This is a genomic window from Pseudomonas sp. ACN5 (assembly GCF_002303975.1).
GTDB lineage: Bacteria > Pseudomonadota > Gammaproteobacteria > Pseudomonadales > Pseudomonadaceae > Aquipseudomonas > Aquipseudomonas laurylsulfatiphila.
In genome coordinates this window covers 74,137-99,508 of record NZ_MRCP01000019.1, presented here as the reverse complement: position 1 = coordinate 99,508, position 25,372 = coordinate 74,137, and the positions used below count along the sequence as shown (strand labels likewise).

Here is a 25,372-nt window from a genome sequence, read left to right as displayed (position 1 = left end):
CAATGCCAGCGACAAGGGTGAGATAACGCGTTTCCCAAGAGTTTTCATAGGTTGACCCGCGATAAGTGATCGACACATTTTTGTGACAACAAAACCGGCGCGCAAAATCCATACACCTGTCACAAAAATAAATATTTGCGAATCACTTATGGCCCAGCCAGTGGCCAATGCCAGCAAAAAGCTGGCAGTTCTTACATCACCGGGTCAGGGCGTTGCAGGGAATTGCACTGCAGTTCATAGCGCAATTCTTCGATCAGCGAAGCGACCGACTCTGCTGTTTGTAGCGTGCTCATGTTCAGGCCACTGACCACCAGGTCCACCTGACCCGACACCGGGTGATAGAGCTTGACGGTCAGCCAGTGTTCGCCGGTGATACTGCATTCACAGGCCAAGGGTGAAAAACTGTGTTCGATCAGCATCCTCAACTGCGCCAGCGTAATCATTGCGACGGACCCTGGCGGCTTGATGCAGGGTGTAACGGGTTCATGGGGCTATTCCTTTTGGCGGTTTACGCAGAGGGCGCGCAAGTGACTTCAAGTGGCCTGCTGCATCCCCAGCCTAAGAGCCACCACGGCAGGTCGACACATGCATTTGCACCCGGCGCCTTAGTGCAATTGCACTTTAACGCTGCCCCTTGGGCCGCCACTCGCTGGAGAACAGCCCCCGCTCCCGCGCCCAGACAATCGCCTCGCTGCGACTGTGTATGTCGAGCTTGGAATACACCGCAGCCGCATGGTTGCGCACCGTGTTCGGCGCCAGCTTCAGGCGCGCGGCGATTTCCTTGTCGGCCAGGCCTTCGCAAATCAGGCCCAGCACATCGCGCTCACGGGCGGTCAGCTCGGTGAGGGCCGCGCTGGGCAACTTCGGCGAATTCACGCTTTTTACGTTGGCCAGTTTTTCGATCAGCGTGCGGCTGAACCAGGAGGCGTCCTTCATCACTTCCTCGATGGCCGCCACCAGCTCCAGCTCGGTGCGCTTGCGCTCGGTGATGTCCATCAACACCAACAGATAACAGGGCATGCCCTGAATGTTCACGGTGTCCGCTGACACCGTGCAATCGATCAGCCCGGCGTCTTTTCTACGCACACGTACATCGATGCAGTCCAGTCTGCCGGTTTTCTCCAGGGCGGTGAACAGCTGGAGGCATGCGTGCCGGTCTTCGAAGAAGTCGATCTGCGTTATGCCGATCCCACGCACCTCTTCACCGGGATAACCCAGGGTATCAAGGAAGGCTTCGTTGACATCCAGCACCAACTGATCCGCCGCGCCGCATACCAGTATCGGCACCGGCGACAGGCGAAAGGCCTTGGCGAAACGTTCTTCGCTTTGGCGCAGGGCGATTTCAGCCTTGTGCCGGAGTTCCATGTCGACAAAGGAAAACAGCATGCAGGCTTCGTCGTTGAGCTCCAGCGGCTGACCGGCCACGATGACTTGCTTGCGACCACCGTCGGCCAAGCGCAACTCGGCCTGCATCTGGGGAATGGTCGCCCCTTCGCATAGACGCTGCCTGGCCAGTTCTTTGTGCTCGGCCTGGTCCAGCACGTCCAGCTCATAGGTCGAAGTGCCGATCACCTGTTCACGGGAGTAACCGGTCATTTCGAGGAACCCCGGGTTGACCTTGATGTAGCGCAAATCACTGAGCCGACAAATCACCGCCGGTGCCGGATTGGCCGTGAAGGTTTTTTCAAAACGCTGCTCGGCGCTGGCCCAATCGGTGACATCGTCCATGATCAACACCAGAGATTCCGGGTCGCCACGGCTGTCGGCCAATACCAGGCTGCGCACGCGATGGACCCAGGTACGCGCCTGGTCCGCCGCCGGCGTCACTTCCACCAGCACATCGCTGAACGTCTCGCCGCGCGCGACCCGGCTGATCGGGTAGCTGTCGACGGCCAACCCGTGCTTGTTGCGATAGCGCAAGGCGAAGCGTTTGGCATACGCCGCGGCAGTGGCACCCAGGTCGCTGACTTGCGAAACACCGTGCATGGCCAGCGCCGCCTCGTTGGCCCACAGGATGCTCTGGTCGGGATCGAGCAGAATAACCCCGTCGGACAGACCGGCGATGATCTGCTGCAACTGGCGGCGATTGGTTTCCGTGCTCAGGACGTCCTGGCTCATCGCATCTCCACAAGAATGGCGACCCTGTGGAGAATACGACCGCCCGGGCTTGCAATAGTGCAAAGCAACCTTGTGGGAGCGAGCCTGCTCCGGGCGGCCGTTTGACTAGTACAGATTCAACGATGCCTCCAGCCCTGGCAATTTGTCCGGATTACGCATGATGAACCGGTTGGGTGTTGCGATCTTTTGATCTTCAAGCCGCCAGTTTCCCCTTCGCGATGGCCTCGGAAGCCGCCAGCATCGCCCGCAACAACACCGCACACCCGGCCGCCAGATCATCCGGCGCGGCGTTTTCGATTTCGTTGTGGCTGATACCGCCTTCGCAGGGCACAAAGATCATCCCGGCCGGACCGAGCTCGGCGAGGAAGATCGCGTCGTGCCCTGCTCCGCTGACGATGTCCATGTGCGACAGGCCCAGGCCTTGGGCGGCACCGCGCACCGCCTCGACGCAACCCTTGTCGAAGTACAGCGGCGGGAAGTCGGCAGTCGGGGTGAGTTCGAAGGTCAGGCCGTGTTCGTCGCAGGTGTTTTCGATGACTTCGCGCACTTCGGCGATCATCGAGTCCAGGCGTGCAGGTTCCAGGTGGCGGAAGTCCAGGGTCATGCGCACTTCGCCGGGAATGACGTTGCGCGAGCCGGGATAGGCTTGCAGGCAACCGACGGTGCCACAGGCATGGGGTTGATGGCTGAGGGCGGCGCGGTTGAGCGCACCGACGATCACCGCGGCGCCGACCAAGGCGTCCTTGCGCAGGTGCATCGGGGTCGGGCCGGCGTGGGCTTCGACGCCACGCAGTTTCAGGTCGAACCACTTCTGCCCGAGCGCGCCCATGACCACGCCAATGGTCTTGCGTTCGTCTTCCAGGATCGGGCCTTGCTCGATATGGGCTTCGAAATAGGCCCCGACTTTGTGGCCACTGACTTTACGCGGGCCGGCGTAGCCTATGGCATTCAACGCGTCACCCACAGTCACGCCATCGGCATCGACCTTGGCCAGGGTTTCTTCGAGGGTGAATTTTTCCGCGAACACACCGGAACCCATCATGCACGGGGCAAAGCGCGAGCCTTCTTCGTTGGTCCAGACCACCACCTCCAGCGGTGCTTCGGTTTCGATGTTCAGGTCATTGAGGGTGCGCAGCACCTCGACGCCCGCCAACACACCGAAGCAGCCATCGAACTTGCCACCGGTGGGCTGGGTGTCGATATGGCTACCGGTCATCACCGGTGGCAGGTCGGGATTGCGCCCGGGGCGACGGGCGAAGATGTTGCCGACAGCGTCGATGCTGACGGTGCAGCCGGCATCGACACACCATTTGACGAAGATGTCCCGAGCCTGGCGATCGAGATCGGTCAGGGCCAGGCGACACACGCCCCCCTTGACCGTGGCGCCGAGTTTGGCCAGTTCCATGAGCGACTGCCACAGGCGGTCGCGGTTGATGTGTTGATGGCTGGACTGCAGAACGTCGACGGCCGCGTTCATGATGATCTCCTCTGGCTGTTCTTGTGTGTTTCTTCAGGCAATTCGTTGGTGATTGTGCGGCCGCCTTCGCGAGCAAGCCCGCTCCCACAGGGGGAATGCATTCCAAATGTGGGAGCGGGCTTGCTCGCGAAGAGGCCAGCCGCTACACCGCAGATTTCGCGACAGATGCGCTGGGCCGCATCACACTCAACCCGTAATAAATAACCCCACCCAACGCCGAGCCGGTGAACCAGCCGTAGCTGTAGAACCAGCTGAAGACATCGCTGCCAAGCGACAGCAGCGTCAACACCACCGGCACGCCAAACGCAATGAACCCGCTCCAGTTCCACGCCGGATACACGTCATCGCGGTACAGGCCGGCAAGGTCCAGTTGCTGTTTCTTGATCAGGAAATAGTCCACCACCATGATCCCGGCGATCGGCCCGAGCAGGCTGGAATAGCCGAGCAACCAGTTGGAATAGACCGTTTCCAGGCTGAGGTCGGACACGATCAGGCCGAGTTTTTTCAACAACTCATGGGCCATCAACGCCAAGCCGACGAACCCGGTCAGCAGCACGGCGTTGGTGCGGTTGATCACCTTGGGGGCGATGTTCTGGAAGTCATTGGTCGGCGACACGATATTGGCTGCGGTATTGGTCGACAGCGTGGCGATGATGATCAGCGCCATGGCCAGTGCGACCCACACCGGGCTCTGGATATGGCCGATCAGGGTCACCGGATCGGATACCGTCACGCCCACCAGTTTCACCGAGGCCGCGGTCATCACCACACCCAGGGAAGCAAACAGGAACATGGTCAGCGGCAGGCCGATGATCTGCCCGACAATCTGATCCTTCTGGCTTTTCGCGTAGCGGCTGAAGTCCGGAATGTTCAGTGACAGCGTGGCCCAGAAGCCGACCATCGCGGTCAGCCCGGCGGCGAAGTAACTGGCCACCCCGGCGCCTTCGGGACGCTTGGCCGGAATCGCCAGCAACTCGGTCATCGACACGTTCGGCATGGCCCAGACCAGCAGCCCTACGCCCACCAGTACCAACAGCGGTGCAGACAGGGTTTCCAGCCATTTGATCGACTCGGCGCCGCGTATCACCACCCACAGGTTCAGCGCCCAGAACACCATGAAGCCGATGACCTCGCCGGTGCCGCCCAGGGATTTCCAGCCCTCGAACACCGAACCGAGGAACAGGTGAATCGCCAGCCCGCCGAACATGGTCTGGATGCCGAACCAGCCGCACGCCACCAGGGCGCGGATCAGGCACGGAATATTGGAACCGAGCACGCCGAAGGACGAGCGCAGCAACACCGGAAAGGGAATGCCGTACTTGGTGCCGGGAAAGGCGTTCAGGGTCAGGGGAATCAGCACAATGATGTTGGCAAACAGAATCGCCAGAAGCGCTTCACCGACCGTCAGGCCGAAGTACGCGGTCAACACGCCACCGAGGGTGTAGGTCGGCACGCAGATCGCCATGCCCACCCACAGCGCGGTGATGTGCCATTTGTTCCAGGTGCGTTCGCGCACCTTGGTCGGTGCAATGTCGTGGTTGTAACGGGGACTGTCGAGTACATCGCTGCCGGCTTCCAGCTCGAACAAGCCGTCGCGCTCGGTCACTTGCGATCTGATCTGTTGCATGGCCGCTCCACTGTTCTTTGAATTATTTTTTTGCTCATCGGGGGCTGGCGGCATCAATAAACGTGCCGGGCACCCCGATTACGCATCGGGCAGTTCCATAAACACATTGCAACCCACTGATGTTTATCGGTTTTATTCGCTGACTCGACTATTTGTCAGGCCACTCAGGCCGAAGGCCAGGCAAATTGTCCGGACAGTCAGGACTCAAACTGGTGCGTTGATCTTTTTTTCAATGGCTGCGCATCAACCATAGACCATACTCAAACAGCTGATTTCACATAAGAAATCTTGACTATTTTTCGATCCTGTCAAGTGCGTCAAAATGGTGAGATCGCTCACCATTTTGGTGATTCTTATATTAAGTCATTAAATTTCAATCAGTTAATAACTGTATAAGCTTATAAAAAATATTCTTGCCGATTCGAATAACTGCAGCTAGCGTTTAATCCTGACAGCACTGACAGGAATACACCTGTTGACGCTGGCGTCATATAAAACATCTAGAGCCGGCACAAGCCGGTCATTGCCTGCGAGGAACTCGGAATGTCTCTGTTGATTCGTGGCGCCACCGTTATTACCCATGATGAAAGTTATCGCGCCGATGTGTATTGCGCAGACGGCGTGATCAAGGCCATCGGCGAAAACCTCGATATCCCTGCAGGCGCCGAGGTGCTCGACGGCAGCGGCCAATACCTGATGCCCGGCGGTATCGACCCGCACACCCACATGCAACTGCCCTTTATGGGCACGGTGGCCAGCGAAGACTTCTACAGTGGCACGGCGGCGGGACTGGCCGGCGGCACCACCTCGATCATCGACTTCGTGATTCCCAATCCGCAGCAATCCTTGCTTGAAGCCTTCCATCAATGGCGCGGCTGGGCCGAGAAGTCGGCGTCGGACTACGGTTTTCACGTCGCCATCACCTGGTGGAGCGAACAGGTCCGCGAGGAAATGGCCGAACTGGTCAGCCAGCACGGCGTCAACAGCTTCAAGCACTTCATGGCCTACAAGAACGCGATCATGGCCGCCGATGACACCCTGGTGGCGAGCTTCGAACGCTGCCTGGAACTGGGCGCGGTGCCGACCGTGCATGCGGAAAACGGCGAACTGGTCTATCACCTGCAACGCAAGCTGATGGCCCAGGGCATCACCGGGCCGGAAGCGCATCCGCTATCGCGGCCATCACAGGTTGAAGGCGAGGCCGCGAGCCGGGCGATCCGCATCGCCGAAACCCTGGGTACGCCGCTGTATCTGGTACACGTCTCGACCAAGGAAGCCCTCGACGAAATCACCTACGCCCGGGGCAAGGGCCAGCCGGTCTACGGCGAAGTGCTGGCCGGGCACCTGCTGCTGGATGACAGTGTCTACCGTGATCCGGACTGGCAAACCGCCGCCGGTTACGTGATGAGCCCGCCGTTCCGCCCTCGCGGTCATCAAGAGGCGCTCTGGCATGGCCTGCAATCGGGCAACCTGCACACCACCGCCACCGACCACTGCTGCTTCTGCGCCGAGCAAAAAGCCGCAGGCCGCGACGACTTCAGCAAGATCCCCAACGGTACCGCCGGCATCGAAGACCGCATGGCGGTGTTGTGGGATGAAGGGGTGAACAGCGGACGCTTTTCGATGCAGCAATTCGTCGCGCTGACGTCCACCAACACCGCGAAGATCTTCAACCTCTACCCACGCAAAGGCGCGATTCGCGTCGGCGCCGATGCCGACCTGGTGCTGTGGGACCCGCACGGCACGCGGACCATTTCCGCCAAGACCCACCATCAGCAGGTGGACTTCAACATCTTCGAAGGCAAGACCGTGCGCGGTGTGCCCAGTCACACCATCAGCCAGGGCCGGGTGGTCTGGGCCGACGGCGACCTGCGGGCCGAGCGTGGCGCCGGGCGCTACATCGAACGGCCGGCGTACCCGGCGGTGTTTGATTTGCTGAGCAAGCGGGCAGAGTTGAATCAGCCGGTTGCAGTGAAACGCTGAGAGCGGCCTTCGGCCTATCGCGGGCAAGCCCGCTCCCACAGGTTTTGTGGACACCCGAGATCCCTGTGGGAGCGGGCTTGCTCGCGAAGAGGTCGGTACAGACAACAAAAAAACAATGCCCATTCAGAGGCAGCACCTCAAATAACCGTGAGGCCAACACCGTGATCAAGACCCTGGACCACCTTCCGCATCCCGTTGAGAATGCGGCCGCCCTCGCCGGCCATTTCACCGATCTGGCGCCGCCGCTCAACGAGCGCCAGGCGCACCTGGAAGCTTCGCGCTGCCTGTATTGCTACGACGCGCCCTGCGTGAATGCCTGCCCGAGCGAAATCGACATCCCCTCGTTCATCCGCAATATCCAGCAGGACAACGTGCAAGGCGCCGCGCAGAAGATCCTCTCGGCCAACATCCTCGGTGGCAGTTGCGCCCGGGTGTGCCCGACGGAAATCCTTTGCCAGCAAGCCTGCGTGCGCAACAACGCCCACGAATGCGCGCCGGTCATGATCGGCCTGTTGCAGCGCTACGCCGTGGACAACGCCCACTTCAGCACTCACCCGTTCCCGCGTGCTGCCGCCACCGGCAAACGCATCGCCGTGGTGGGCGCAGGTCCGGCCGGGTTGTCCTGCGCCCACCGCAGCGCCATGCACGGGCATGACGTGGTGATTTTCGAGGCGCGGGAAAAAGCGGGCGGCCTCAATGAATACGGGATCGCCAAATACAAACTGGTGGACGACTACGCGCAACGGGAGCTTGAGTTCCTGCTGGAAATCGGCGGAATCGAAATCCGCCACGGGCACAAGCTCGGGGACAACCTGACCCTCAGCGAACTGCATCAACAGTTCGATGCGGTGTTCCTCGGCCTCGGGCTCAACGCCAGCAAACAACTGGGCCTGGCCCACGAAGACGCGCCCGGCCTGCTCGCCGCCACCGACTACATCCGCGAACTGCGCCAGGCCGATGACCTGAGCCAATTGCCCCTGGCCGACCATTGCATCGTCCTCGGCGCGGGCAACACCGCCATCGACATGGCCGTGCAAATGGCCCGTCTCGGCGCCCGTGACGTGAACCTGGTGTACCGGCGCGGCGCTGAAGACATGGGCGCCACCCATCACGAACAGGAGATTGCCAAAGCCAATCAGGTGCGGCTGATGACCTGGGCGCAACCTGAAGAGGTGCTGCTCGATGACCACGGCCGGGTGCGCGGCATGCGTTTCGCCCGCACCCATCTGGTCGAAGGTCGCCTGCAATCAACCGGTGAAACCTTCGAACTGGCCGCCGACGCGATCTTCAAGGCCATTGGCCAGGCCTTCGACAGCGATGCCCTCGCCGATCCGCTGGCGCGCGAACTCAAGCGCCATGGCGAGCGCATCGCCGTCGATGAACAACTGCGCACCAGCATCCCCGGCGTGTATGCCGGCGGTGACTGCACGAGCCTCGATCAAGACCTCACCGTGCAAGCGGTGCAGCATGGCAAGCGCGCCGCCGAGGCGATCAACACTCAACTGATGCTCAACGTGGAGGCTGCGTAAATGGCCGATCTGTCGATTGTCTTCGCCGGCATCAAGGCACCCAATCCGTTCTGGCTGGCCTCCGCGCCACCCACCGACAAAGCCTATAACGTGGTCCGCGCCTTCGAGGCCGGCTGGGGCGGCGTGGTCTGGAAAACCCTGGGGGAAGATCCGGCGGCGGTCAACGTGTCGTCGCGCTACTCGGCGCACTTCGGGGCGAACAGGGAGGTGCTTGGCTTTAACAACATCGAACTGATCACCGACCGCTCGCTGGAGATCAACCTGCGGGAAATCACCCAGGTCAAAAAGGACTGGCCGGACCGCGCGCTGATCGTGTCCTTGATGGTGCCCTGCGTCGAGGAATCCTGGAAACACATCCTGCCGCTGGTGGAAGCCACTGGCGCCGACGGCATCGAACTGAACTTCGGTTGCCCCCACGGCATGCCGGAACGCGGCATGGGCGCCGCGGTCGGCCAGGTACCGGAATACGTGGAACAGGTCACCCGCTGGTGCAAGACCTATTGCTCGCTGCCGGTGATCGTCAAGCTCACACCGAACATCACCGACATCCGCGTCGCCGCCCGCGCGGCCCACCGTGGCGGTGCCGATGCGGTGTCGCTGATCAACACGATCAACTCGATCACCAGCGTCAACCTCGAGCGCATGGTCGCCAATCCCATGGTCGGCAGCCAGAGCACCCACGGCGGTTACTGTGGCTCGGCCGTCAAGCCGATTGCCTTGAACATGGTCGCCGAAATCGCCCGTGACCCGCAGACCCAAGGCTTGCCAATCAGCGGCATCGGCGGCATCGGCAACTGGCGCGACGCTGCGGAATTCATCGCGTTGGGCAGCGGCGCGGTGCAGGTGTGCACGGCGGCGATGCTGCATGGCTTCCGGATTGTCGAAGACATGAAGGACGGCTTGTCACGCTGGATGGACAGTCAGGGCTACGCCAGCGTCGCGGAATTTTCCGGGCGCGCGGTGGGCAACACCACGGACTGGAAGTACCTGGACATCAACTACCAGGTGATCGCGAAAATCGACCAGGAGGCGTGCATCGGCTGTGGTCGTTGCCACATTGCCTGTGAGGACACCTCGCACCAGGCCGTGGCCAGCCTCAAGCAAGCGGATGGCACGCACAAGTACCAGGTGATCGATGAGGAGTGCGTGGGCTGCAACCTGTGCCAGATCACCTGCCCGGTGCAGGACTGTATCGAGATGGTGCCGGTGGAGACTGGCAAGCCGTTCCTGGACTGGAATCATGATCCGAGGAATCCGTATCACGTCAGCCCTTGAAATCTGCGGCGCCTGATCTGGCGCCTTCGCGAGCAAGCCCGCTCCCACAGGGATCGCATAAACACCGAGATCCCCTGTGGGAGCGGGCTTGCTCGCGAAGAGGCCGGCACAGTCAACATAAACCTCAAGGCTCCAACCCGATCCCCCGCAAAATCACACGGGTCACCGTCTGCACTGCTTTTTCAAATTGCATGTCCGACAGCGGCTGGTGGTCGTTGAGAATATTCACCTGGTGATCGAAGTCGGCATAGTGCTGGGTCGAGGCCCAGATCATGTACAGCAGGCTCGACGGCTCCACCGGCAGGATGCGTTTGTCGTCCACCCACTGGCGGATTTTCGCTTCCTTCATCTTGGCCCAGTCGTACAGGCTCGCATCGAGCGCTGCGCCGAGGGTCGGTGCGCCGTGGATGATTTCGTTGGCCCAGACTTTCGAACCATAAGGCCGGCTGCGGGAATGGTTCATCTTGGCGCGGATGTAGCTGCTGAGCACCACGCGCGGGTCGTCGAACATCTCGAAGCACAGCGCGTCCTGCTTCCAGACTTCCAGCAAATCGAACAGCACCGCGCTGTACAGTTCGGTCTTGGTGCTGAAGTAGTAATGCAGGTTGGAACGCGGCAGTTGCACTTCAGCGGCGATGTCGGCCATGGCCGTGCTGCCGAAGCCCTTTTCAGCGAAGACCTTTTCCGCCCCCAGCAGGATTTTTTCGACGTTACTGCGACGAATCTCGATCTTGTGATTGCCCATGCGGGTCCCCGACAACAGCGTTGAGCAAGACTAGCATCCGCTCTGGACTGCGGCGACAGGGGAAAACGAATCTTCGTACAGCCGCAGTCAGAAAGCTGAACGTCTAATCCACCCCGCCACAAGTCATCGTATAACTTCCGATTGACAACCCCCAAAAATCCCGCAAATATCGCTCGCAATGTTGTACGACGACGTATGACAACTATAAAAACAAGAAACAAGGGAGCGTCACAGTGAGCAAGCTCGTCCGCAATTCGTCCGCCCGTTCTTCGCGTGCATACCCTTCTCGTCGTCATACCCTGAGCCTGATCGGTTGCAGCGGGCTGGCCTTCGCCTTGCCCATCACCGGCCAGGCCGCAGGTTTCACCGACGACGCCAAGGCCACGCTGAACCTGCGCAACGCCTACATCAACCGCAACTACACCAACCCGGCCTACCCCCAGGGCAAGGCTGAGGAGTGGACGCAAAACTTCATACTCGATGCCAGGTCCGGGGTCACCCAGGGCACCGTGGGCTTCGGTTTAGACGTACTGGGCCTGTATTCGCAGAAGCTCGATGGCGGCAAGGGTACTGGCGGTACGCAACTGTTGCCGATCCACGACGACGGCCGCCCCGCCGACAACTTCGGCCGCCTGGGCGTGGCGCTCAAAGGCAAGATTTCGAAAACCGAATTGAAGGTCGGCGAATGGATGCCGGTGCTGCCGATCCTGCGTTCCGACGACGGTCGTTCGCTGCCGCAGACCTTCCAGGGCGCCCAGGTGACGTCCACCGAAATCAGCGGCCTGACACTGTATGGCGGTCAATTCCAGAAAAACAGCCCGCGCAATGACGCGAGCATGGAAGACATGTTCATGAACGGTAAAACGGCGTTCAGCTCCGACCGTTTCAACTTCGGCGGCGGTGAATACGCGTTCAATGAAAAGCGCACGCAGGTCGGCGTCTGGTACTCGGAACTCAGCGACATTTACCAGCAGCAATACTTCAACCTGACCCACAGCCAACCCGTCGGCGACTGGACCCTGGGCGCCAACCTGGGCTATTTCATCGGCAAGGAAGACGGCAGCGCCAAGGCCGGTGACCTCGACAACAAGACCGCGTTTGCCCTGCTCTCGGCCAAATATGGCGGCAACACCTTCTATGTCGGCCTGCAAAAACTCACCGGCGACGACGTGTGGATGCGGGTCAACGGCACCAGCGGCGGCACCCTGGCCAACGACAGCTACAACTCCAGCTATGACAACGCCCGGGAAAAGTCCTGGCAGGTGCGCCACGACTACAACTTCGTCGCCCTCGGCATTCCCGGCCTGACCCTGATGAACCGCTACATCAGCGGTGACAACGTGCACACCGGCGCGATCACCGATGGCAAGGAATGGGGCCGCGAATCCGAACTGGCCTACACGGTGCAAAGCGGTGCGCTGAAAAACCTCAACGTGAAATGGCGTAACGCGAGTATCCGCAAGAGTTTCAGCACCAACGAATTCGATGAAAACCGCATTTTCATCAGCTATCCGATTTCGTTGTTGTAAATCCCGGGATCAAATCCCCCCCTGTAGGAGCGAGCTTGCTCGCGATGGTCGTCAACGATAACGCTGGAAACCTGATACCCCGTGGCGTTCTCAGGTTCATCGCGAGCAAGCTCGCTCCCACAGGACGGACAGGACAAGACAGGACGACCCTCCGTCAATTTCCACCAATGCCGCGTTGACAAGAGCCGGAAAGCCTAACGATACTTCAACCAAGTCATACGACAACCTACAACAAACCAATAACAGCGCACCCAGGATTCCCATGACGACCACAGCAACCGCCCGCCCCCCTTTCAACCGCCTGCTGCTGACCGGCGCCGCCGGTGGCCTCGGCAAAGTCCTGCGCGAAAGCCTGCGCCCTTACGCCAATGTCATTCGCCTGTCGGACATCGCCGACATCGCGCCCGCCATCGATGATCGCGAAGAAGTGATGCCGTGCGACCTCGCCGACAAGCAAGCGGTGCATCAACTGGTCGAAGGCGTAGACGCGATCCTGCACTTCGGCGGCGTGTCGACCGAGCACTCGTTCGAACAGATCCTCGGCGCCAACATCTGTGGCGTGTTCCACATCTACGAAGCCGCGCGCCGCCATGGGGTGAAGCGGGTGATCTTCGCCAGTTCCAACCATGTGATCGGCTTCTACCGGCAGGACGAAGTCATCGACGCCCACTCCCCTCGCCGCCCCGACAGCTACTACGGCCTGTCCAAGTCCTATGGCGAGGACATGGCCACGTTCTACTTCGACCGCTATGGCATCGAGACCGTCAGCGTGCGCATCGGCTCCTCATTCCCCGAGCCGCACAACCGGCGGATGATGAGCACCTGGTTGAGTTTCGGCGACCTGACGCAACTGCTCGAACGCGCCTTGTACACCCCGAACGTCGGCCACACCGTGGTCTACGGCGTGTCCGACAACAAGGACGTCTGGTGGGACAACCGCTACGCTACGGCCCTGGGTTTTGTCGCGCAGGACAGCTCCGAACAGTTCCGCGAAAAAATCGAAGCCCAGCCGATGCCTGCCGCCGATGATCCGGCGCGGCTGTACCAGGGCGGCGCCTTTTGCGTAGCCGGCCCGTTCGGTGACTGAACCTTCGCGCCCCGCTTGATCCCCACAACAAAAACCAAGGGAATGAGTTGCCATGCAAGCCGAATTGATTGTCGACGCCCGTAACGCAGTCGGCGAAAGCCCGGTCTGGGTGCCTGAGGAAAGCGCTCTGTACTGGGTCGATATTCCCGCCGGCGGTTTACAGCGCTGGAGTGCCGACACCGGGCAGGTGGCTACCTGGAAAACCCCGCAGATGCTCGCTTGCATCGCGCCTCATGCCGACGGCGGCTGGGTCGCCGGCATGGAAAGCGGGTTCTTCCGTTTGCATCCGCGCAACGACGGCAGCCTCGACAGTGAACCCTTGGCCCACGTCGACCATGCCCGCGCCGATATGCGCCTGAACGACGGCCGCTGCGATCGTCAGGGACGCTTCTGGGCCGGCAGCATGGTGCTGAACATGGGCGCCAACGCCGCCAACGGCACGTTGTACCGCTACAGCACCGGACAACGCGGGCCGCTCGATTCCCGGCTGAGTGGGTTCATCGTGCCCAACGGCCTGGGCTTCAGCCCGGACGGGCGCACGATGTACCTGTCCGACTCCCATCCGCAGATCCAGCAGATCTGGGCCTTCGACTACGACACCGAAACCGGCACCCCTTCCAACCGCCGCGTGTTCGTTGACATGAACCGGCACGATGGCCGACCCGACGGTGCAGCGGTGGACGCCGATGGCTGCTACTGGATTTGCGCCAACGACGCCGGCTTGATCCACCGTTTTACCCCCGATGGCCGACTTGACCGTTCCCTGGCCGTACCGGTGAAAAAACCCACCATGTGCGCCTTCGGTGGCCCTCGACTGGACACGCTGTTCGTGACCTCAATCCGCCCCGGCGACGACCATGACCCGCAGTCACTGGCCGGGGGCGTGTTCGCGCTCGATCCTGGCGTGAAGGGATTGCCGGAACCGCGATTTCAGGATCAGTGATGACGATGACGCCCGCACTTCTCGAGCTCGAAGACGAATACACTCAGCTGACACTCGCCCCCGAACTCGGCGCCAGCATCGTCAACTGGACCGTGCGCAGCAGCGGACAGCCCTTGCTGCGCCACGCCGATGAGCACGCCCTGAACACCGGCCTGCCCGGCAAGCTCGGCTGCTTTCCCTTGATCCCCTGGTCCAACCGCATTGCCGAAGGCGGTTTCGATTGCCCCGATGGCTGGCTGGCACTGGCGCCCAACAGCCTCACCGATCCCCTGCCGATCCATGGCAGCGCCTGGCAGCAGGCGTGGGATGTGGTTTCCCGGTCGGAAAATGAAGTGGTCCTGCAACTCGACAGCACAACCCCTTTTGCTTATCGCGCCAGCCAGCGTTTCCATCTGAGCCAGGGCAAACTCAGCATCGAACTGAGCGTCACCCATCTGGCTGAACCTGCCGCCTGGCATGGTCTGGGTCTGCATCCGTATCTGCCGCGCACCGCCAACACCCGACTGCAGGCCGCGGCTCGCGAGGTATGGTTGTGCAACGAGAAAAAACTACCGACGCAACTCAGCCCATTGCCGGTCGAGTGGGATTTTCAGCAACTGAAGCCATTGCCCGAATCGCTCGTGGACAACGGCTTCTGCGAATGGAACGGCCACTGCCTGATCCGCCAGCCCGACCTCGGATACGAACTGGACTGTCAAGCCACCGGCAGCGATTACTACCTGCTCTACTGCCCCGTGGGCCTGGAATTTTTCTGCATCGAACCGGTGAGCCACCCGGTCAACGCGCACCACTTGCCCGGTCGGCCGGGGTTGCGTTTGCTGGAACAAGGTCAAGCCATCGAACTGGGCTTGACCCTGCAGTATCGGCCGTTTCAGGCAGACGCCCCCAACAGTTGACTCAACACCGCTCGCAACTTGCCAGGCTTCACCGGTTTGTTCAGCAAGGGGGCATTGAGCCGCTGCAACGCACGCCGACAATGGTCGGTGCGGTCGGCAGTAATGATCACCGCAGGAATGTCCTGGTGGAAATGCTCACGCAAATGTCGCACCACATCACAGCCGACCACCCCGTGATCGAGGTGGTAATCCGCGAGAATCAGTTCCGGCGCCTGCCCGCCTAATGCCTCCAGCGCAGCCGCTTCATCGGTGGCGACCAGAACGTCGCAACCCCACTGCCCGAGCAACGCGCCCATGCTTTGGAGAATGCTCACTTCGTTGTCGATCACCAGTAAACGGCGTCCCGGCAACGGGTTGCCGGTGCCCGGCTGTGGCACCGCCTGGCTCACGGGCAATGGAACCTCGTTGGATAACGGCACCTCGATGCTGAACATCGAACCCCGCCCCGGCAACGAGTGAACGCCAATCCTGTAGCCAAGGATCTTGGCGATGCGCTCGACAATCGCCAACCCCAGGCCCACGCCCTTGCGGTCGGCGGCGCGGCCGACGTCCAGTTGGTTGAACTCGAGGAAGATCGAATCGAGCCGGTCGGCGGCGATGCCACGCCCGGTGTCCCAGACCTCCAGGCGCAACATCTCGCCCCGACGCCTTGCCGCCAGCAGGATGCTGCCTTCATCGGTGTAGCGGCAGGCATTGCTGAGGAAGTTGCGCAGGATCCGCGTCATCAGGCGCAAGTCGGTGCTGATGGCGTAATCGGCCATGTGCACCCGCAGATTCAAACCGGCCGCCTGGGCGACGGACTGGAACTCCGACACCAGAGGCCCCAGCAGTTCGTCGAGGCGGTACAACGCAACGTCCGGCTTGACCGCGGCCTGATCGAGCCGGGAAATGTCCAGCAGATCCGTCAGCAGGTCTTCGGCCCCTTCCAGGGCCTGGTGAGTGCGTTCCACCAGCACCTGCTCAGCTTGCGGCAACTTGCGTTCGCGCAAGGTCGAAATCAGCAACCGCGCGGCGTTCAGCGGTTGCAGCAGGTCGTGGCTGGCAGCGGCGAGGTATTTGTCCTTGCTGTGGTTGGCGGCCTCGGCGGCATCACGGGCATCGCGCAAGGCCTTGGCAATCTGTTTACGCTGGGTGATCTGCTGCTGAAGGTTACGGTTGGCTTCGAGCAATTCATCGGTGCGCGCGACGACGCGCTGCTCCAGTTCGTCATTGAGTTGCTGCAGGCGTCGCTGGGCCAGCTTGCGCTCGGTGATATCGGAGACGAACCCTTCCACCAGGCCTTCCTGGCCGGGCTTGAGCAGCAGGTTCATCAACACATCGAGGTGACTGCCGTCCTTGCGCCGCAAGCGGGTTTCATAGCCGTGCAGGCTGCGCTGGTGCCTGAGGATTTCGCCGATGGCTTCCAGTTCCTGCGCGCCGTCGACGAACAGGGTGCTGCCCAGGTCAGTCAGGGAGAACAGCACCTCCTGCGGGTCCTGGTAGCCGAGCATGTGTGCCAGCGCCGGGTTGGCGGCGCGCATGCCATCGTGCAGGCTGGCCTGGAAGATCCCGTGCACCGCGTTTTCGAACAGCCACTTGTAGCGGTTGCGCTCGGCTTCCAGATCATCCAGGCGCGCGGCCAGTTCCGGGTAATGACTCTTGCGCGCCGAATGACTGCCCAGCCCCAGCAGCCCGGTCAGGGCCCGTTGTTGCTCGTCAGAGGGCTTCGCCATAGACGACCTCGACATCACGCTGGCTGGATTCGCGCGGGTTGGTCAGGATGCACGGATCGTGCATCGCATGCTGCGACAGGAACGGAATGTCCGAGGTCCTGACGCCATGCAAACCGAGGGTTTCGTGAAAGCCGATGGCGTGCTTGAGGGCGATCAGGTGTTCGACCAGGCGCCCGCAGATCTGCCGGTGATTCAGGCCCCGGCAGTCGATGCCGAACGTCTCGGCGATCACCTTGAAACGCTCCGGCGCCGAGTTGTAATTGAAGGCCACCACATGCTCGACCAGCACCGCGTTGCACAGGCCGTGGGGCAAATCGAGAAAGCCGCCGAGGCTGTGGGACATGGCATGCACGGCGCCCAGGATGGCGTTGGAAAACGCCAGCCCGGCCTGCATGCTGCCGAGCATGATCTTCTCGCGCAGGGCAATGTCGCTCGGGTTGGCGATCATCTGCACCAGGTTGCCATTGATCAGGCGCATCGCCTCCAGCGCATGAGGATCGGTCAACGGCCCGTGGCCGGTGGACACGAAGGCTTCGATGGCATGCACCAAGGCGTCGATGCCGGTGCAGGCCGACAGGAACGGATCCATGCTCAGGGTGGTTTCCGGGTCGATCAGCGAAACGTCCGGCACCACGGCCTTGCTGACGATGGAGAACTTCATGCGCTCCTGCTGATTGGAAATGATCACGAATTGCGAGACATCGGCCGAGGTGCCGGCGGTGGTCGGAATCAGGATCAGCGGCGGGCTGGGCACGCGGATGGTGTCCACGCCCTCGAAATCGAGAATGCTGCGGCCATGGGCGACGACAATGCCGATGCCTTTGCCGCAGTCCATCGGGCTACCGCCACCCACGGCGACGATCACGTCGCAGTGGTTTTCCCGGTACATTTCGGCACCGAGCATCACCTCTTCAACCCTAGGGTTGGGCGAGACATCGCTGTACAGGCAGTATTCGATGCCCAGCGCCTGCAGGCTGGCCTCGACATCGGCGACCCAACCGGCGGCGATCACGCCGGGGTCACTGACCACCAGGACCTTGCGTGCGCCAAAGGTCTTGGCGTAATTGCCGACACTGTGCCGGCTACCGGCACCGAAGATGATTTCGGGGGAAACGAACTTGCGCAACTGGTTGAGACTCTGGCTCATTGGAAAGCCTGTTTTTATTGTTTTGGAAGGTAGAAACCACACTAAACCATCCAGCTGTGAATGCAATCAGACCAATGGCTGGATTCACCACAACCCCCCTGTAGGAGCGAGCTTGCTCGCTCCTACAGGGGGTTGTGTCGTTCGGGTTAGCCGCGATAGATCAGCTGCGAAGCCTTCGCGTTGCGCAGCGTCAGGTGTTCGATCCCCAACCCCGGTGCCTCGGCTTCCTCGCGGGCCTTGAGGATCACCCCGTGATGGGGCGACTTGCTGCACACCGGGTCGGCATTGGCGGCATCACCAGTCAGCATGAAGGCCTGGCAACGGCACCCGCCCAGGTCCTTGTGCTTTTCGTCGCAGGAGCGGCACGGCTCTTTCATCCAGTCGTCGCCGCGAAAACGATTGAAGCCGAACGAGTCGTTCCAGATGTGCGAGAGGCTGTGCTCGCGCACGTTGGGAAACGCTACCGGCAACTGCCGGGCGCTGTGGCATGGCAAGGCCGTGCCGTCGGGGGTGATGTCGAGAAACAGGTTGGCCCAGCCGTTCATGCAGGTCTTGGGACGCTCCTCGTAGTAGTCCGGGGTGACGAAGATCAGCTTGCACGGGTGGCCCTGGGCTTCAAGGCGTTCGCGGTATTGGTGAGTGATGCGCTCGGCGCGCTGCAATTGCTCACGGGTGGGCAGCAGGCCGACGCGGTTGAGTTCAGCCCAGCCGTAGAACTGGCAGGTGGCCAATTCGACAAAGTCCGCCTCCAGCTCCAGGCACAGCTCGATGATCTGCGCGATCCGGTCGATGTTGTGCCGATGGGTGACGAAGTTCAGCACCATCGGATAGCCCTGGGCTTTCACCGCACGGGCCATGGCGAGTTTCTGGGCAAAGGCCTTGCGCGAACCGGCGAGCATGTTGTTCACCGCTTCGTCGGCGGCCTGGAAGCTGATCTGGATATGATCCAGCCCGGCCACCTTGAAGTCGCGCACCTTCTGCTCAGTCAGGCCGATGCCGGAGGTGATCAGATTGGTGTAATAGCCCATGTCCCGGGCGGCCTTGATCAGTTCGGCGAGGTCCTGGCGCACCAGCGGCTCACCACCGGAAAAGCCCAACTGCGCGGCGCCCATGTCCCGCGCCTCGCGAAATACGCGAATCCATTCTTGCGTGCTCAGTTCCTCGCCGTGCCGGGCAAAGTCCAACGGATTGGAGCAATAGGGGCACTGCAACGGACAGCGGTAAGTCAGCTCGGCGAGCAGCCACAACGGCGGTCCGGGCAGCGTCTCACTCGATCCAGAATTGCGCATGGGCCACCTCCAGAAACGCCAGCACGTCTTCGTCGATCCCGGGTACGCCGGGGAAATTCGCGCTCAATCGCTCAATGATCGCCGCCACGCTGCGCTGGCCATCCACCAGATCGAGAATCTGCCCGGCACTGGCGTTGAGCTTGATCATGCCTTCGGGGTACAGCAGTACATGGCAGTCCTGACGGGGCTCCCATTGCAGACGAAAACCGCGACGCAAGGCCGGTGACTGTTGGCGATCGATCAGGCTCACAGGGCGATCCCCCGATGCCAGACGTTGTCGCCGGTAACCGTGTGATACGGCGGGCGCGCAAGTTCGTAGGCCATGCTCATGGCATCGAGCATGCTCCACAGCACGTCGAGCTTGAATTGCAGGATCTGCAGCATGCGTTGTTGCCCCTCGGCCGTCACGTAGTGCGCGAGAGTGATGCGCAACCCATGCTCGACATCACGCCGCGCCTGGCTCAGGCGCGTGCGGAAATAGTCGTAGCCGGCGACGTCTATCCACGGGTAATGGGTCGGCCAGGCGTCGAGTCGTGACTGATGGATCTGTGGGGCAAAGAGTTCGGTCAGCGAACTGCTGGCCGCTTCCTGCCAGCAAGCGCGACGGGCGAAATTGACGTAGGCGTCCACCGCGAAACGCACGCCGGGCAGCACCAGCTCCTGGGAGAGGATCTGCTCACGATCCAGCCCCACGGCTTCGCCCAGGCGCAGCCAGGCTTCGATTCCGCCCTCGCTGCCGGGGGCGCCGTCGTGGTCGAGAATCCGTTGCAGCCACTCGCGGCGCACGTCGCGGTCCGGGCAGTTGGCGAGAATCGCGGCGTCCTTCAGGGGAATGTTGATCTGATAGTAGAAGCGATTGGCGACCCAGCCCTGGATCTGCTCACGGCTGGCGCGACCGGCGTACATGGCTTGATGGAAAGGATGGTGGATGTGGTAGTAGGCGCCCTTGGCGCGCAGGGCGGCTTCGAATTCGCTGGGGGACAGGGGGGTGTCGGTCATTGCGGGTCTCCGGGGAATCTTCGGTGTCTGTTCCGGCCTCTTCGCGGGCAAGCCCGCTCCCACAGGTTTTGTGGACACTGCCGAACCCTGTGGGAGCGGGCTTGCCCGCGAAGAGGCCGTCGGCTACAGCTCAATACTCATGCCGTCATAAGCCACTTCAATCCCCCGCCGCTCCAGCAGCGCCCGCTCGGCCGAGTCTTCATCGAGAATGGGATTGGTGTTGTTGATGTGGATCAGCACCTTGCGCTGGCGGTTGAAACCCTCCAGCACGTCCAGCATCCCGCCGGGGCCGCTTTGTGGGAGGTGCCCCATTTCGCTGCCCAGGCTCTGGCCGACTTCGCAGATACGCATCTCGTCGTCGCGCCACAGGGTGCCGTCCAGCAGCAGGCAATCGGCACGCTGCATCCAGCCCAGCACTTCATCGTCGATTCGGCCAAGGCCCGGGGCATAGAACAGCGACGCGCCGCTGCGCAGGTCTTCAACGAACAGGCCAATGGTGTCGCCCGGTTGCGGGTTGCCGCGATTGGGCGAATACGGCGGCGCGTTACTCACCAGGGGAATCGCGCGAAATTGCAAATGCCCGCAGGCCGGGATGCCGAACGGCTGGCGATCGAGGCCGATCGGTTGCCATTGCAGTCCGCCGTTCCAGTGGCCGAGCATGTTGAACAAAGGGAAACCGCTGCTCAGGTCCCGATGCACACGCTCGGTGCACCAGACGTCATGGGGGCAGCCTTCGCGCAAGCTGAGCAAACCGGTGCAATGGTCGATCTGGCTGTCCAGCAGCACGATGCCGGCGATGGCGCTGTCACGCAGGCGCCGCGCCGGTTGCAGAGGCGCAAAACTTTCGAGTTGCGCGCGAATGTCCGGTGACGCGTTGCACAGCACCCACTCCACACCGTCGTCACTCAAGGCAATCGACGACTGCGTACGACGCTGGGCCCGCAGGCTGCCATTGCGCACACCGGCGCACTGGCGGCAGTTGCAGTTCCACTGCGGGAAACCACCGCCAGCGGCGGAACCGAGAACGCGGATGTACATGGCAGATGCTCCGGAAGGCAGGCCCGGCCAACGCATCGGCTGGCCGGGTGATCAATCAACGGTTGGCGAAATACATCGTCACTTCGAAGCCAATGCGCAGATCGGTAAACGCGGGTTTAGTCCACATGGGTCATTCCTCTTCTTGTGCCGGGTGATTCCGGTAGAGCCATTAATGCACGGGGCATCGGGCGCCCGAATGCTACTTTCGAAGGAGTTGGCGGGGTGATTTGGTAGGGGGTGTTGCAGGACTTACAAAACACACATAACCAATGTGGGAGCGGGCTTGCTCGCGAAAGCGGTGTGCCAGTCAACATTTCTGCTGAATGGGACTCCGCATTCGCGAGCAAGCCCGCTCCCACAGGTTATGTGTCGTGCTTAAGGAGTCAGAAGAACCCCAGCGGGTTGATGTCGTAGCTCACCAGCAGGTTTTTGGTCTGCTGATAGTGATCGAGCATCATCTTGTGGTTTTCGCGGCCGACGCCGGACTTCTTGTACCCGCCGAACGCGGCGTGCGCCGGGTACAGGTGGTAGCAGTTGGTCCACACCCGTCCGGCCTTGATCGCCCGGCCCATGCGGTAGGCGCGGTTGATGTCGCGGGTCCACAGGCCGGCGCCGAGGCCGAACTCGCTGTCGTTGGCAATCGCCAGGGCTTCGGCTTCGTCCTTGAAGGTGGTGACACCCACCACCGGGCCGAAGATTTCTTCCTGGAACACGCGCATCTTGTTGTGGCCCTTGAGCAGGGTCGGCTGGATGTAGTAACCGCTGGACAGGTCGCCCTCCAGGCGTTCGGCCGCGCCGCCGGTGAGCAGCTCGGCGCCCTCCTCCTGGGCAATGGTCAGGTACGAGAGGATCTTGTCGTATTGCTGCTCGGACGCCTGGGCGCCGACCATGGTCTCGGTGTCCAGCGGGTTGCCGCGCTTGATCCTGGCGATTTTCTTCATCACCTCGGCCATGAACGGCTCGTAGATCGACTCCTGCACCAGCGCCCGGGACGGGCAGGTGCAGACTTCGCCCTGGTTGAAGAACGCCAGCACCAGGCCTTCGGCGGCTTTTTCGATGAACGCCGGCTCCGCGTTCATGATGTCTTCGAAGAAGATGTTCGGCGACTTGCCGCCCAGTTCGACGGTACTCGGAATGATGTTTTCGGCGGCGCAATGCATGATGTGCGCACCCACCGGGGTCGAACCGGTGAAGGCGATCTTGGCGATGCGCTTGCTGGTGGCCAGGGCCTCGCCGGCTTCGCGACCGAAGCCCTGGACGATGTTCAGCACACCCGCTGGCAGCAGGTCAGCGATCAGCTCGGCGAACACCATGATCGACAGCGGTGTTTGCTCGGCAGGCTTGAGCACGATGCAGTTGCCGGCGGCGAGCGCCGGGGCGAGTTTCCAGGCGGCCATCAGCAGCGGGAAGTTCCACGGAATGATCTGCCCGACCACGCCCAGAGGCTCATGGAAGTGATAGGCCGTGGTCAGCTCGTTGATCTCGGCAGCCCCACCTTCCTGGGCACGGATGCAGCCGGCGAAGTAACGGAAGTGGTCGGCCGCCAGCGGTACGTCGGCGTTCAGGGTTTCGCGCACGGCCTTGCCGTTGTCCCAGGTTTCGGTGACGGCCAGGACCTCAAGGTTCTGCTCGATGCGGTCGGCGATTTTCAGCAGCACCAGGGAGCGGTCCTGGGCCGAGGTCTTGCCCCAGGCGTCGGCAGCGGCATGGGCGGCGTCGAGGGCCTTGTCGATGTCGGCGGCGCTGGAGCGCGGGAATTCGGCGATCACTTCACCGTTGACCGGCGAGGTGTTGGTGAAGTACTCGCCATTGATCGGGGCAACGAACTCGCCACCGATGAAGTTGCCGTAGCGCGGCTTGAAGGTAATGACGGCGCCTGGGGTTCCGGGTTGTGCGTAGATCATGGTGGGCCTCTGTCTGGGTCGATGCCTGTCGTACTGACAGGCGATGAGCCGATACTAGAGAGCCCCGCGTGCCAGACGAATGCGTCGTTGGCAGGAGGGGCTCTCGTTATTTGGTCGTAGGTTTCACACAAATTAATGTGGGAGCGGGCTTGCTCGCGAATGCGTTGTGTCAGCCACAAACTTGCTGAATGACACACCGCTTTCGCGAGCAAGCCCGCTCCCACAAGGGATCAGTGTTTGGCTACGAGATCCTTGGGCAGCTTGAACGTCCAGAGCATGCCGCCCTGGTTGAAGTCCTTCACCCGCTTGGCCACTTCGCCGCCCCACAGCGGTACCGCGCCGCCCCAGCCGGAGAGCACCGAGACGTACTGTTCGCCGTCCATTTCCCAGGTCACGGGCGAGCCGAGCACGCCGGAGCCGGTCTGGAATTCCCAGACCTTTTCGCCGGTCTTGGCGTTGAACGCCTGCAGGAAACCTTCAGGCGTGCCGGTGAACACCAGGTTGCCTTTGGTGGTCAGCACCCCGCCCCACAGCGGCGCGTAGTTCTTGTGGCGCCAGACTTCCTTGCCGGTTTTCGGATCGATGGCCCGCAGCACGCCGATGTAGTCTTCGTTCAACGGCTTGATGGTGAAGCCGGCGCCGAGGAACGCCGCGCCTTTCTTGTAGGCAATGCCTTCGTTCCAGATGTCCATGCCCCATTCGTTGGACGGCACATAGAACAACCCGGTGTCCCGGTTATAGGCCATCGGCATCCAGTTTTTCGCACCGAGGAACGCCGGTGCTACGAACACCGAGCTGCCCTTGACTTCCGAACCCGGGGCGCCGGGACGGCTGGCTTCGTTGTAGATCGGCCGGCCGTCCTTATCCAGGCCGGTGGCCCAGGTGATCTTGTCCACGAACGGGAAGCCGCGGATGAATTTGCCGTTGGTACGATCCAGCACGTAGAAGAAACCGTTACGGTCGGCCGTGGCCGCTGCCTTGATCTCCTTGCCGCCTTCGTTGTAGTTGAACGACACCAGCTCGTTCACGCCGTCGTAGTCCCAACCGTCGTGGGGCGTGCTCTGGAAGTGCCACTTGATGGTGCCGTCGTCCGGGTTGAGCGCCAGGCGCGATGAGGAGTAGAGGTTGTCGCCTGGGCGCAGGTGCGAGTTCCATGGCGCCGGGTTGCCGGTACCGAACAGCAGCAGGTTGGTTTCCGGATCGTAATAACCGCCAAGCCAAGGGGCCGCACCGCCGGTTTTCCACAGATCGCCCGGCCAGGTCTTGCCCGCCTCGCCGCCGGAAATGCCGTTTTCCACCGCTTTGCCGTCCTTGTAGACGTAGCCCATATGGCCTTCGACCGTCGGCCGGGTCCACAGCAGAGCACCGTTTTTCGGGTCATAGGCCTCGATCTTGCCCACCACGCCGAACTCGCCACCGGCCACGCCGGTAATCAGCTTGCCGTTGATCACCAGCGGCGCGGCGCTGATCGAGTAGCCTTCCTTGTGGTCGGCGACTTTCTTGCTCCACACCACCTTGCCGGTGTCCTTGTTCAGCGCCACGAGCTTGGCGTCGAGGGTGCCGAAGATCACCAGGTCGCCATACAGCGCGACGCCACGGTTGATCACGTCGCAGCAAGGGCGGATGTCATCGGGCAGGCGCGCATCGTATTGCCAGAGTTTCTTGCCGGTGCGCGCATCCACGGCGAAGACCCGGGAGTAGGAACCGGTCATGTACATCACGCCGTCCTTGACCATCGGCTGCGCTTGCTGGCCACGCTGTTTTTCACCGCCGAAGGAAAACGCCCAGGCCGGGCGCAGCTCCTTGACGTTGTCGACGTTGAGAATATCCAGCGGGCTGTAGCGCTGCCCTTGAACGCCGAGGCCGTTGGTCACGACCTGTTCCGGGTTCTTCGGATCCTGGAGAATGTCCTGGTCGGAAACCCCGGCCAATGCCTGGCCGGACAACAGCATGGCACTGAGCAGCAAGCTCAGGACGAAGGGCTGGCGACGTGCGGGTTGAGTCATGACGGCTTCCTCTGCGGATTTTTGTTATGTCCGGAAATTTTCCCGGTCTGGTGCAGATTCTTGGGCGC

At 61.7% G+C, this 25,372-nt stretch carries 21 protein-coding genes; 7 read left to right on the top strand and 14 right to left on the bottom strand.

The window, feature by feature from the left end; translation table 11 throughout:
- Positions 1-191 precede the first annotated feature (191 nt).
- The 4 genes from BSF40_RS27460 to BSF40_RS27445 form a co-directional block, all read right to left on the bottom strand.
- The gene (locus BSF40_RS27460; RefSeq protein ID WP_095967659.1) at positions 192-443 is read right to left on the bottom strand and encodes a DUF1652 domain-containing protein; all 252 of its coding nucleotides are present in this window, start codon (positions 441-443) and stop codon (positions 192-194) included.
- Between the two features lie 178 nt (positions 444-621).
- Entirely contained in the window at positions 622-2,118 is a 1,497-nt protein-coding gene (locus BSF40_RS27455; RefSeq protein ID WP_095967658.1) for a helix-turn-helix transcriptional regulator, read from the bottom strand.
- A 193-nt stretch (positions 2,119-2,311) separates the two neighbouring features.
- Positions 2,312-3,595 carry a Zn-dependent hydrolase gene (locus BSF40_RS27450; protein WP_095967657.1) on the bottom strand — a complete coding sequence of 428 codons (1,284 nt, stop codon included), beginning with the start codon at positions 3,593-3,595 and terminating at the stop codon, positions 2,312-2,314.
- Positions 3,596-3,737: 142 nt separating this feature from the next.
- On the bottom strand, positions 3,738-5,222 hold the full coding sequence (locus BSF40_RS27445; protein WP_095967656.1) for an NCS1 family nucleobase:cation symporter-1: 1,485 nt from the start codon (positions 5,220-5,222) through the stop codon (positions 3,738-3,740).
- Between the two features lie 543 nt (positions 5,223-5,765).
- On the opposite strand from BSF40_RS27445, the gene hydA reads away from it, so the two are divergent.
- From hydA to preA, 3 genes are all read left to right on the top strand, one after another.
- Positions 5,766-7,205: a dihydropyrimidinase gene (gene hydA / locus BSF40_RS27440; RefSeq protein ID WP_095967655.1), complete on the top strand. Its 1,440-nt coding sequence runs from the start codon at positions 5,766-5,768 to the stop codon at positions 7,203-7,205.
- A gap of 161 nt (positions 7,206-7,366) precedes the next feature.
- Positions 7,367-8,734: an NAD(P)-dependent oxidoreductase gene (locus tag BSF40_RS27435; protein WP_095967654.1), complete on the top strand. Its 1,368-nt coding sequence runs from the start codon at positions 7,367-7,369 to the stop codon at positions 8,732-8,734.
- Positions 8,735-10,009 carry an NAD-dependent dihydropyrimidine dehydrogenase subunit PreA gene (gene preA / locus BSF40_RS27430; protein WP_007988216.1) on the top strand — a complete coding sequence of 425 codons (1,275 nt, stop codon included), beginning with the start codon at positions 8,735-8,737 and terminating at the stop codon, positions 10,007-10,009.
- 124 nt (positions 10,010-10,133) lie between these two features.
- Here preA and BSF40_RS27425 read toward each other — a convergent pair whose 3' ends face one another.
- A complete protein-coding gene (locus BSF40_RS27425; protein ID WP_095967653.1) occupies positions 10,134-10,754 on the bottom strand; it encodes a TetR/AcrR family transcriptional regulator in 621 nt (206 codons plus the stop codon).
- Positions 10,755-10,987: 233 nt separating this feature from the next.
- Between BSF40_RS27425 and BSF40_RS27420 the strand changes: the two genes are divergently transcribed.
- The 4 genes from BSF40_RS27420 (at position 10,988) to BSF40_RS27405 (ending at position 15,209) form a co-directional block, all read left to right on the top strand.
- On the top strand, positions 10,988-12,283 hold the full coding sequence (locus BSF40_RS27420; RefSeq protein ID WP_095967652.1) for an OprD family porin: 1,296 nt from the start codon (positions 10,988-10,990) through the stop codon (positions 12,281-12,283).
- Positions 12,284-12,545: 262 nt separating this feature from the next.
- Positions 12,546-13,370 carry an NAD(P)-dependent oxidoreductase gene (locus BSF40_RS27415; protein WP_095967651.1) on the top strand — a complete coding sequence of 275 codons (825 nt, stop codon included), beginning with the start codon at positions 12,546-12,548 and terminating at the stop codon, positions 13,368-13,370.
- Between the two features lie 52 nt (positions 13,371-13,422).
- Positions 13,423-14,313: an SMP-30/gluconolactonase/LRE family protein gene (locus BSF40_RS27410; protein ID WP_095967650.1), complete on the top strand. Its 891-nt coding sequence runs from the start codon at positions 13,423-13,425 to the stop codon at positions 14,311-14,313.
- A gap of 5 nt (positions 14,314-14,318) precedes the next feature.
- Positions 14,319-15,209: an aldose 1-epimerase gene (locus BSF40_RS27405; protein ID WP_095967661.1), complete on the top strand. Its 891-nt coding sequence runs from the start codon at positions 14,319-14,321 to the stop codon at positions 15,207-15,209.
- Here BSF40_RS27405 and BSF40_RS27400 read toward each other — a convergent pair.
- From BSF40_RS27400 to BSF40_RS27360, 9 genes are all read right to left on the bottom strand, one after another.
- Positions 15,185-16,921: a NahK/ErcS family hybrid sensor histidine kinase/response regulator gene (locus BSF40_RS27400; protein ID WP_095967649.1), complete on the bottom strand. Its 1,737-nt coding sequence runs from the start codon at positions 16,919-16,921 to the stop codon at positions 15,185-15,187. The two genes, BSF40_RS27405 and BSF40_RS27400, sit on opposite strands and share 25 nt — an antisense overlap.
- A complete protein-coding gene (ercA, locus tag BSF40_RS27395) occupies positions 16,905-18,068 on the bottom strand; it encodes an alcohol dehydrogenase-like regulatory protein ErcA (protein ID WP_007972176.1) in 1,164 nt (387 codons plus the stop codon). Before ercA ends, BSF40_RS27400 begins: the two co-directional genes overlap by 17 nt.
- A 146-nt stretch (positions 18,069-18,214) precedes the next feature.
- Positions 18,215-19,357, bottom strand: a complete 1,143-nt coding sequence (pqqE, locus tag BSF40_RS27390; RefSeq protein ID WP_095967648.1) for a pyrroloquinoline quinone biosynthesis protein PqqE — start codon at positions 19,355-19,357, stop codon at positions 18,215-18,217.
- Positions 19,335-19,607, bottom strand: coding sequence for a pyrroloquinoline quinone biosynthesis peptide chaperone PqqD (gene pqqD, locus BSF40_RS27385; protein ID WP_007972043.1), 273 nt, complete (start codon positions 19,605-19,607; stop codon positions 19,335-19,337). Before pqqD ends, pqqE begins: the two co-directional genes overlap by 23 nt.
- Positions 19,604-20,356 carry a pyrroloquinoline-quinone synthase PqqC gene (pqqC, locus tag BSF40_RS27380; protein WP_095967647.1) on the bottom strand — a complete coding sequence of 251 codons (753 nt, stop codon included), beginning with the start codon at positions 20,354-20,356 and terminating at the stop codon, positions 19,604-19,606. The genes pqqD and pqqC overlap by 4 nt, the downstream gene beginning before the upstream one ends.
- Positions 20,357-20,479: 123 nt before the next feature.
- The gene (pqqB, locus tag BSF40_RS27375) at positions 20,480-21,394 is read right to left on the bottom strand and encodes a pyrroloquinoline quinone biosynthesis protein PqqB (RefSeq protein ID WP_095967646.1); all 915 of its coding nucleotides are present in this window, start codon (positions 21,392-21,394) and stop codon (positions 20,480-20,482) included.
- 55 nt (positions 21,395-21,449) lie between these two features.
- Positions 21,450-21,521, bottom strand: a complete 72-nt coding sequence (gene pqqA, locus BSF40_RS27370; protein ID WP_003253598.1) for a pyrroloquinoline quinone precursor peptide PqqA — start codon at positions 21,519-21,521, stop codon at positions 21,450-21,452.
- A 256-nt stretch (positions 21,522-21,777) separates the two neighbouring features.
- Positions 21,778-23,298 carry an aldehyde dehydrogenase family protein gene (locus BSF40_RS27365; protein WP_015095428.1) on the bottom strand — a complete coding sequence of 507 codons (1,521 nt, stop codon included), beginning with the start codon at positions 23,296-23,298 and terminating at the stop codon, positions 21,778-21,780.
- A 230-nt stretch (positions 23,299-23,528) separates the two neighbouring features.
- On the bottom strand, positions 23,529-25,304 hold the full coding sequence (locus BSF40_RS27360; protein WP_095967645.1) for a PQQ-dependent methanol/ethanol family dehydrogenase: 1,776 nt from the start codon (positions 25,302-25,304) through the stop codon (positions 23,529-23,531).
- Positions 25,305-25,372: the final 68 nt, after the last annotated feature.

What these genes read in the sequence shown, in the direction of transcription:
- BSF40_RS27460 (WP_095967659.1), bottom strand. Translation starts at nt 443, where the DNA reads ATGATTACGCTGGCGCAGTTGAGGATGCTGATCGAACACAGTTTTTCA.
- BSF40_RS27455 (WP_095967658.1), bottom strand. Translation starts at nt 2,118, where the DNA reads ATGAGCCAGGACGTCCTGAGCACGGAAACCAATCGCCGCCAGTTGCAG.
- BSF40_RS27450 (WP_095967657.1), bottom strand. Translation starts at nt 3,595, where the DNA reads ATGAACGCGGCCGTCGACGTTCTGCAGTCCAGCCATCAACACATCAAC.
- BSF40_RS27445 (WP_095967656.1), bottom strand. Translation starts at nt 5,222, where the DNA reads ATGCAACAGATCAGATCGCAAGTGACCGAGCGCGACGGCTTGTTCGAG.
- hydA (WP_095967655.1), top strand. Translation starts at nt 5,766, where the DNA reads ATGTCTCTGTTGATTCGTGGCGCCACCGTTATTACCCATGATGAAAGT.
- preA (WP_007988216.1), top strand. Translation starts at nt 8,735, where the DNA reads ATGGCCGATCTGTCGATTGTCTTCGCCGGCATCAAGGCACCCAATCCG.
- BSF40_RS27425 (WP_095967653.1), bottom strand. Translation starts at nt 10,754, where the DNA reads ATGGGCAATCACAAGATCGAGATTCGTCGCAGTAACGTCGAAAAAATC.
- BSF40_RS27415 (WP_095967651.1), top strand. Translation starts at nt 12,546, where the DNA reads ATGACGACCACAGCAACCGCCCGCCCCCCTTTCAACCGCCTGCTGCTG.
- BSF40_RS27410 (WP_095967650.1), top strand. Translation starts at nt 13,423, where the DNA reads ATGCAAGCCGAATTGATTGTCGACGCCCGTAACGCAGTCGGCGAAAGC.
- BSF40_RS27405 (WP_095967661.1), top strand. Translation starts at nt 14,319, where the DNA reads ATGACGCCCGCACTTCTCGAGCTCGAAGACGAATACACTCAGCTGACA.
- BSF40_RS27400 (WP_095967649.1), bottom strand. Translation starts at nt 16,921, where the DNA reads ATGGCGAAGCCCTCTGACGAGCAACAACGGGCCCTGACCGGGCTGCTG.
- ercA (WP_007972176.1), bottom strand. Translation starts at nt 18,068, where the DNA reads ATGAGCCAGAGTCTCAACCAGTTGCGCAAGTTCGTTTCCCCCGAAATC.
- pqqE (WP_095967648.1), bottom strand. Translation starts at nt 19,357, where the DNA reads ATGCGCAATTCTGGATCGAGTGAGACGCTGCCCGGACCGCCGTTGTGG.
- pqqC (WP_095967647.1), bottom strand. Translation starts at nt 20,356, where the DNA reads ATGACCGACACCCCCCTGTCCCCCAGCGAATTCGAAGCCGCCCTGCGC.
- pqqB (WP_095967646.1), bottom strand. Translation starts at nt 21,394, where the DNA reads ATGTACATCCGCGTTCTCGGTTCCGCCGCTGGCGGTGGTTTCCCGCAG.
- BSF40_RS27365 (WP_015095428.1), bottom strand. Translation starts at nt 23,298, where the DNA reads ATGATCTACGCACAACCCGGAACCCCAGGCGCCGTCATTACCTTCAAG.
- BSF40_RS27360 (WP_095967645.1), bottom strand. Translation starts at nt 25,304, where the DNA reads ATGACTCAACCCGCACGTCGCCAGCCCTTCGTCCTGAGCTTGCTGCTC.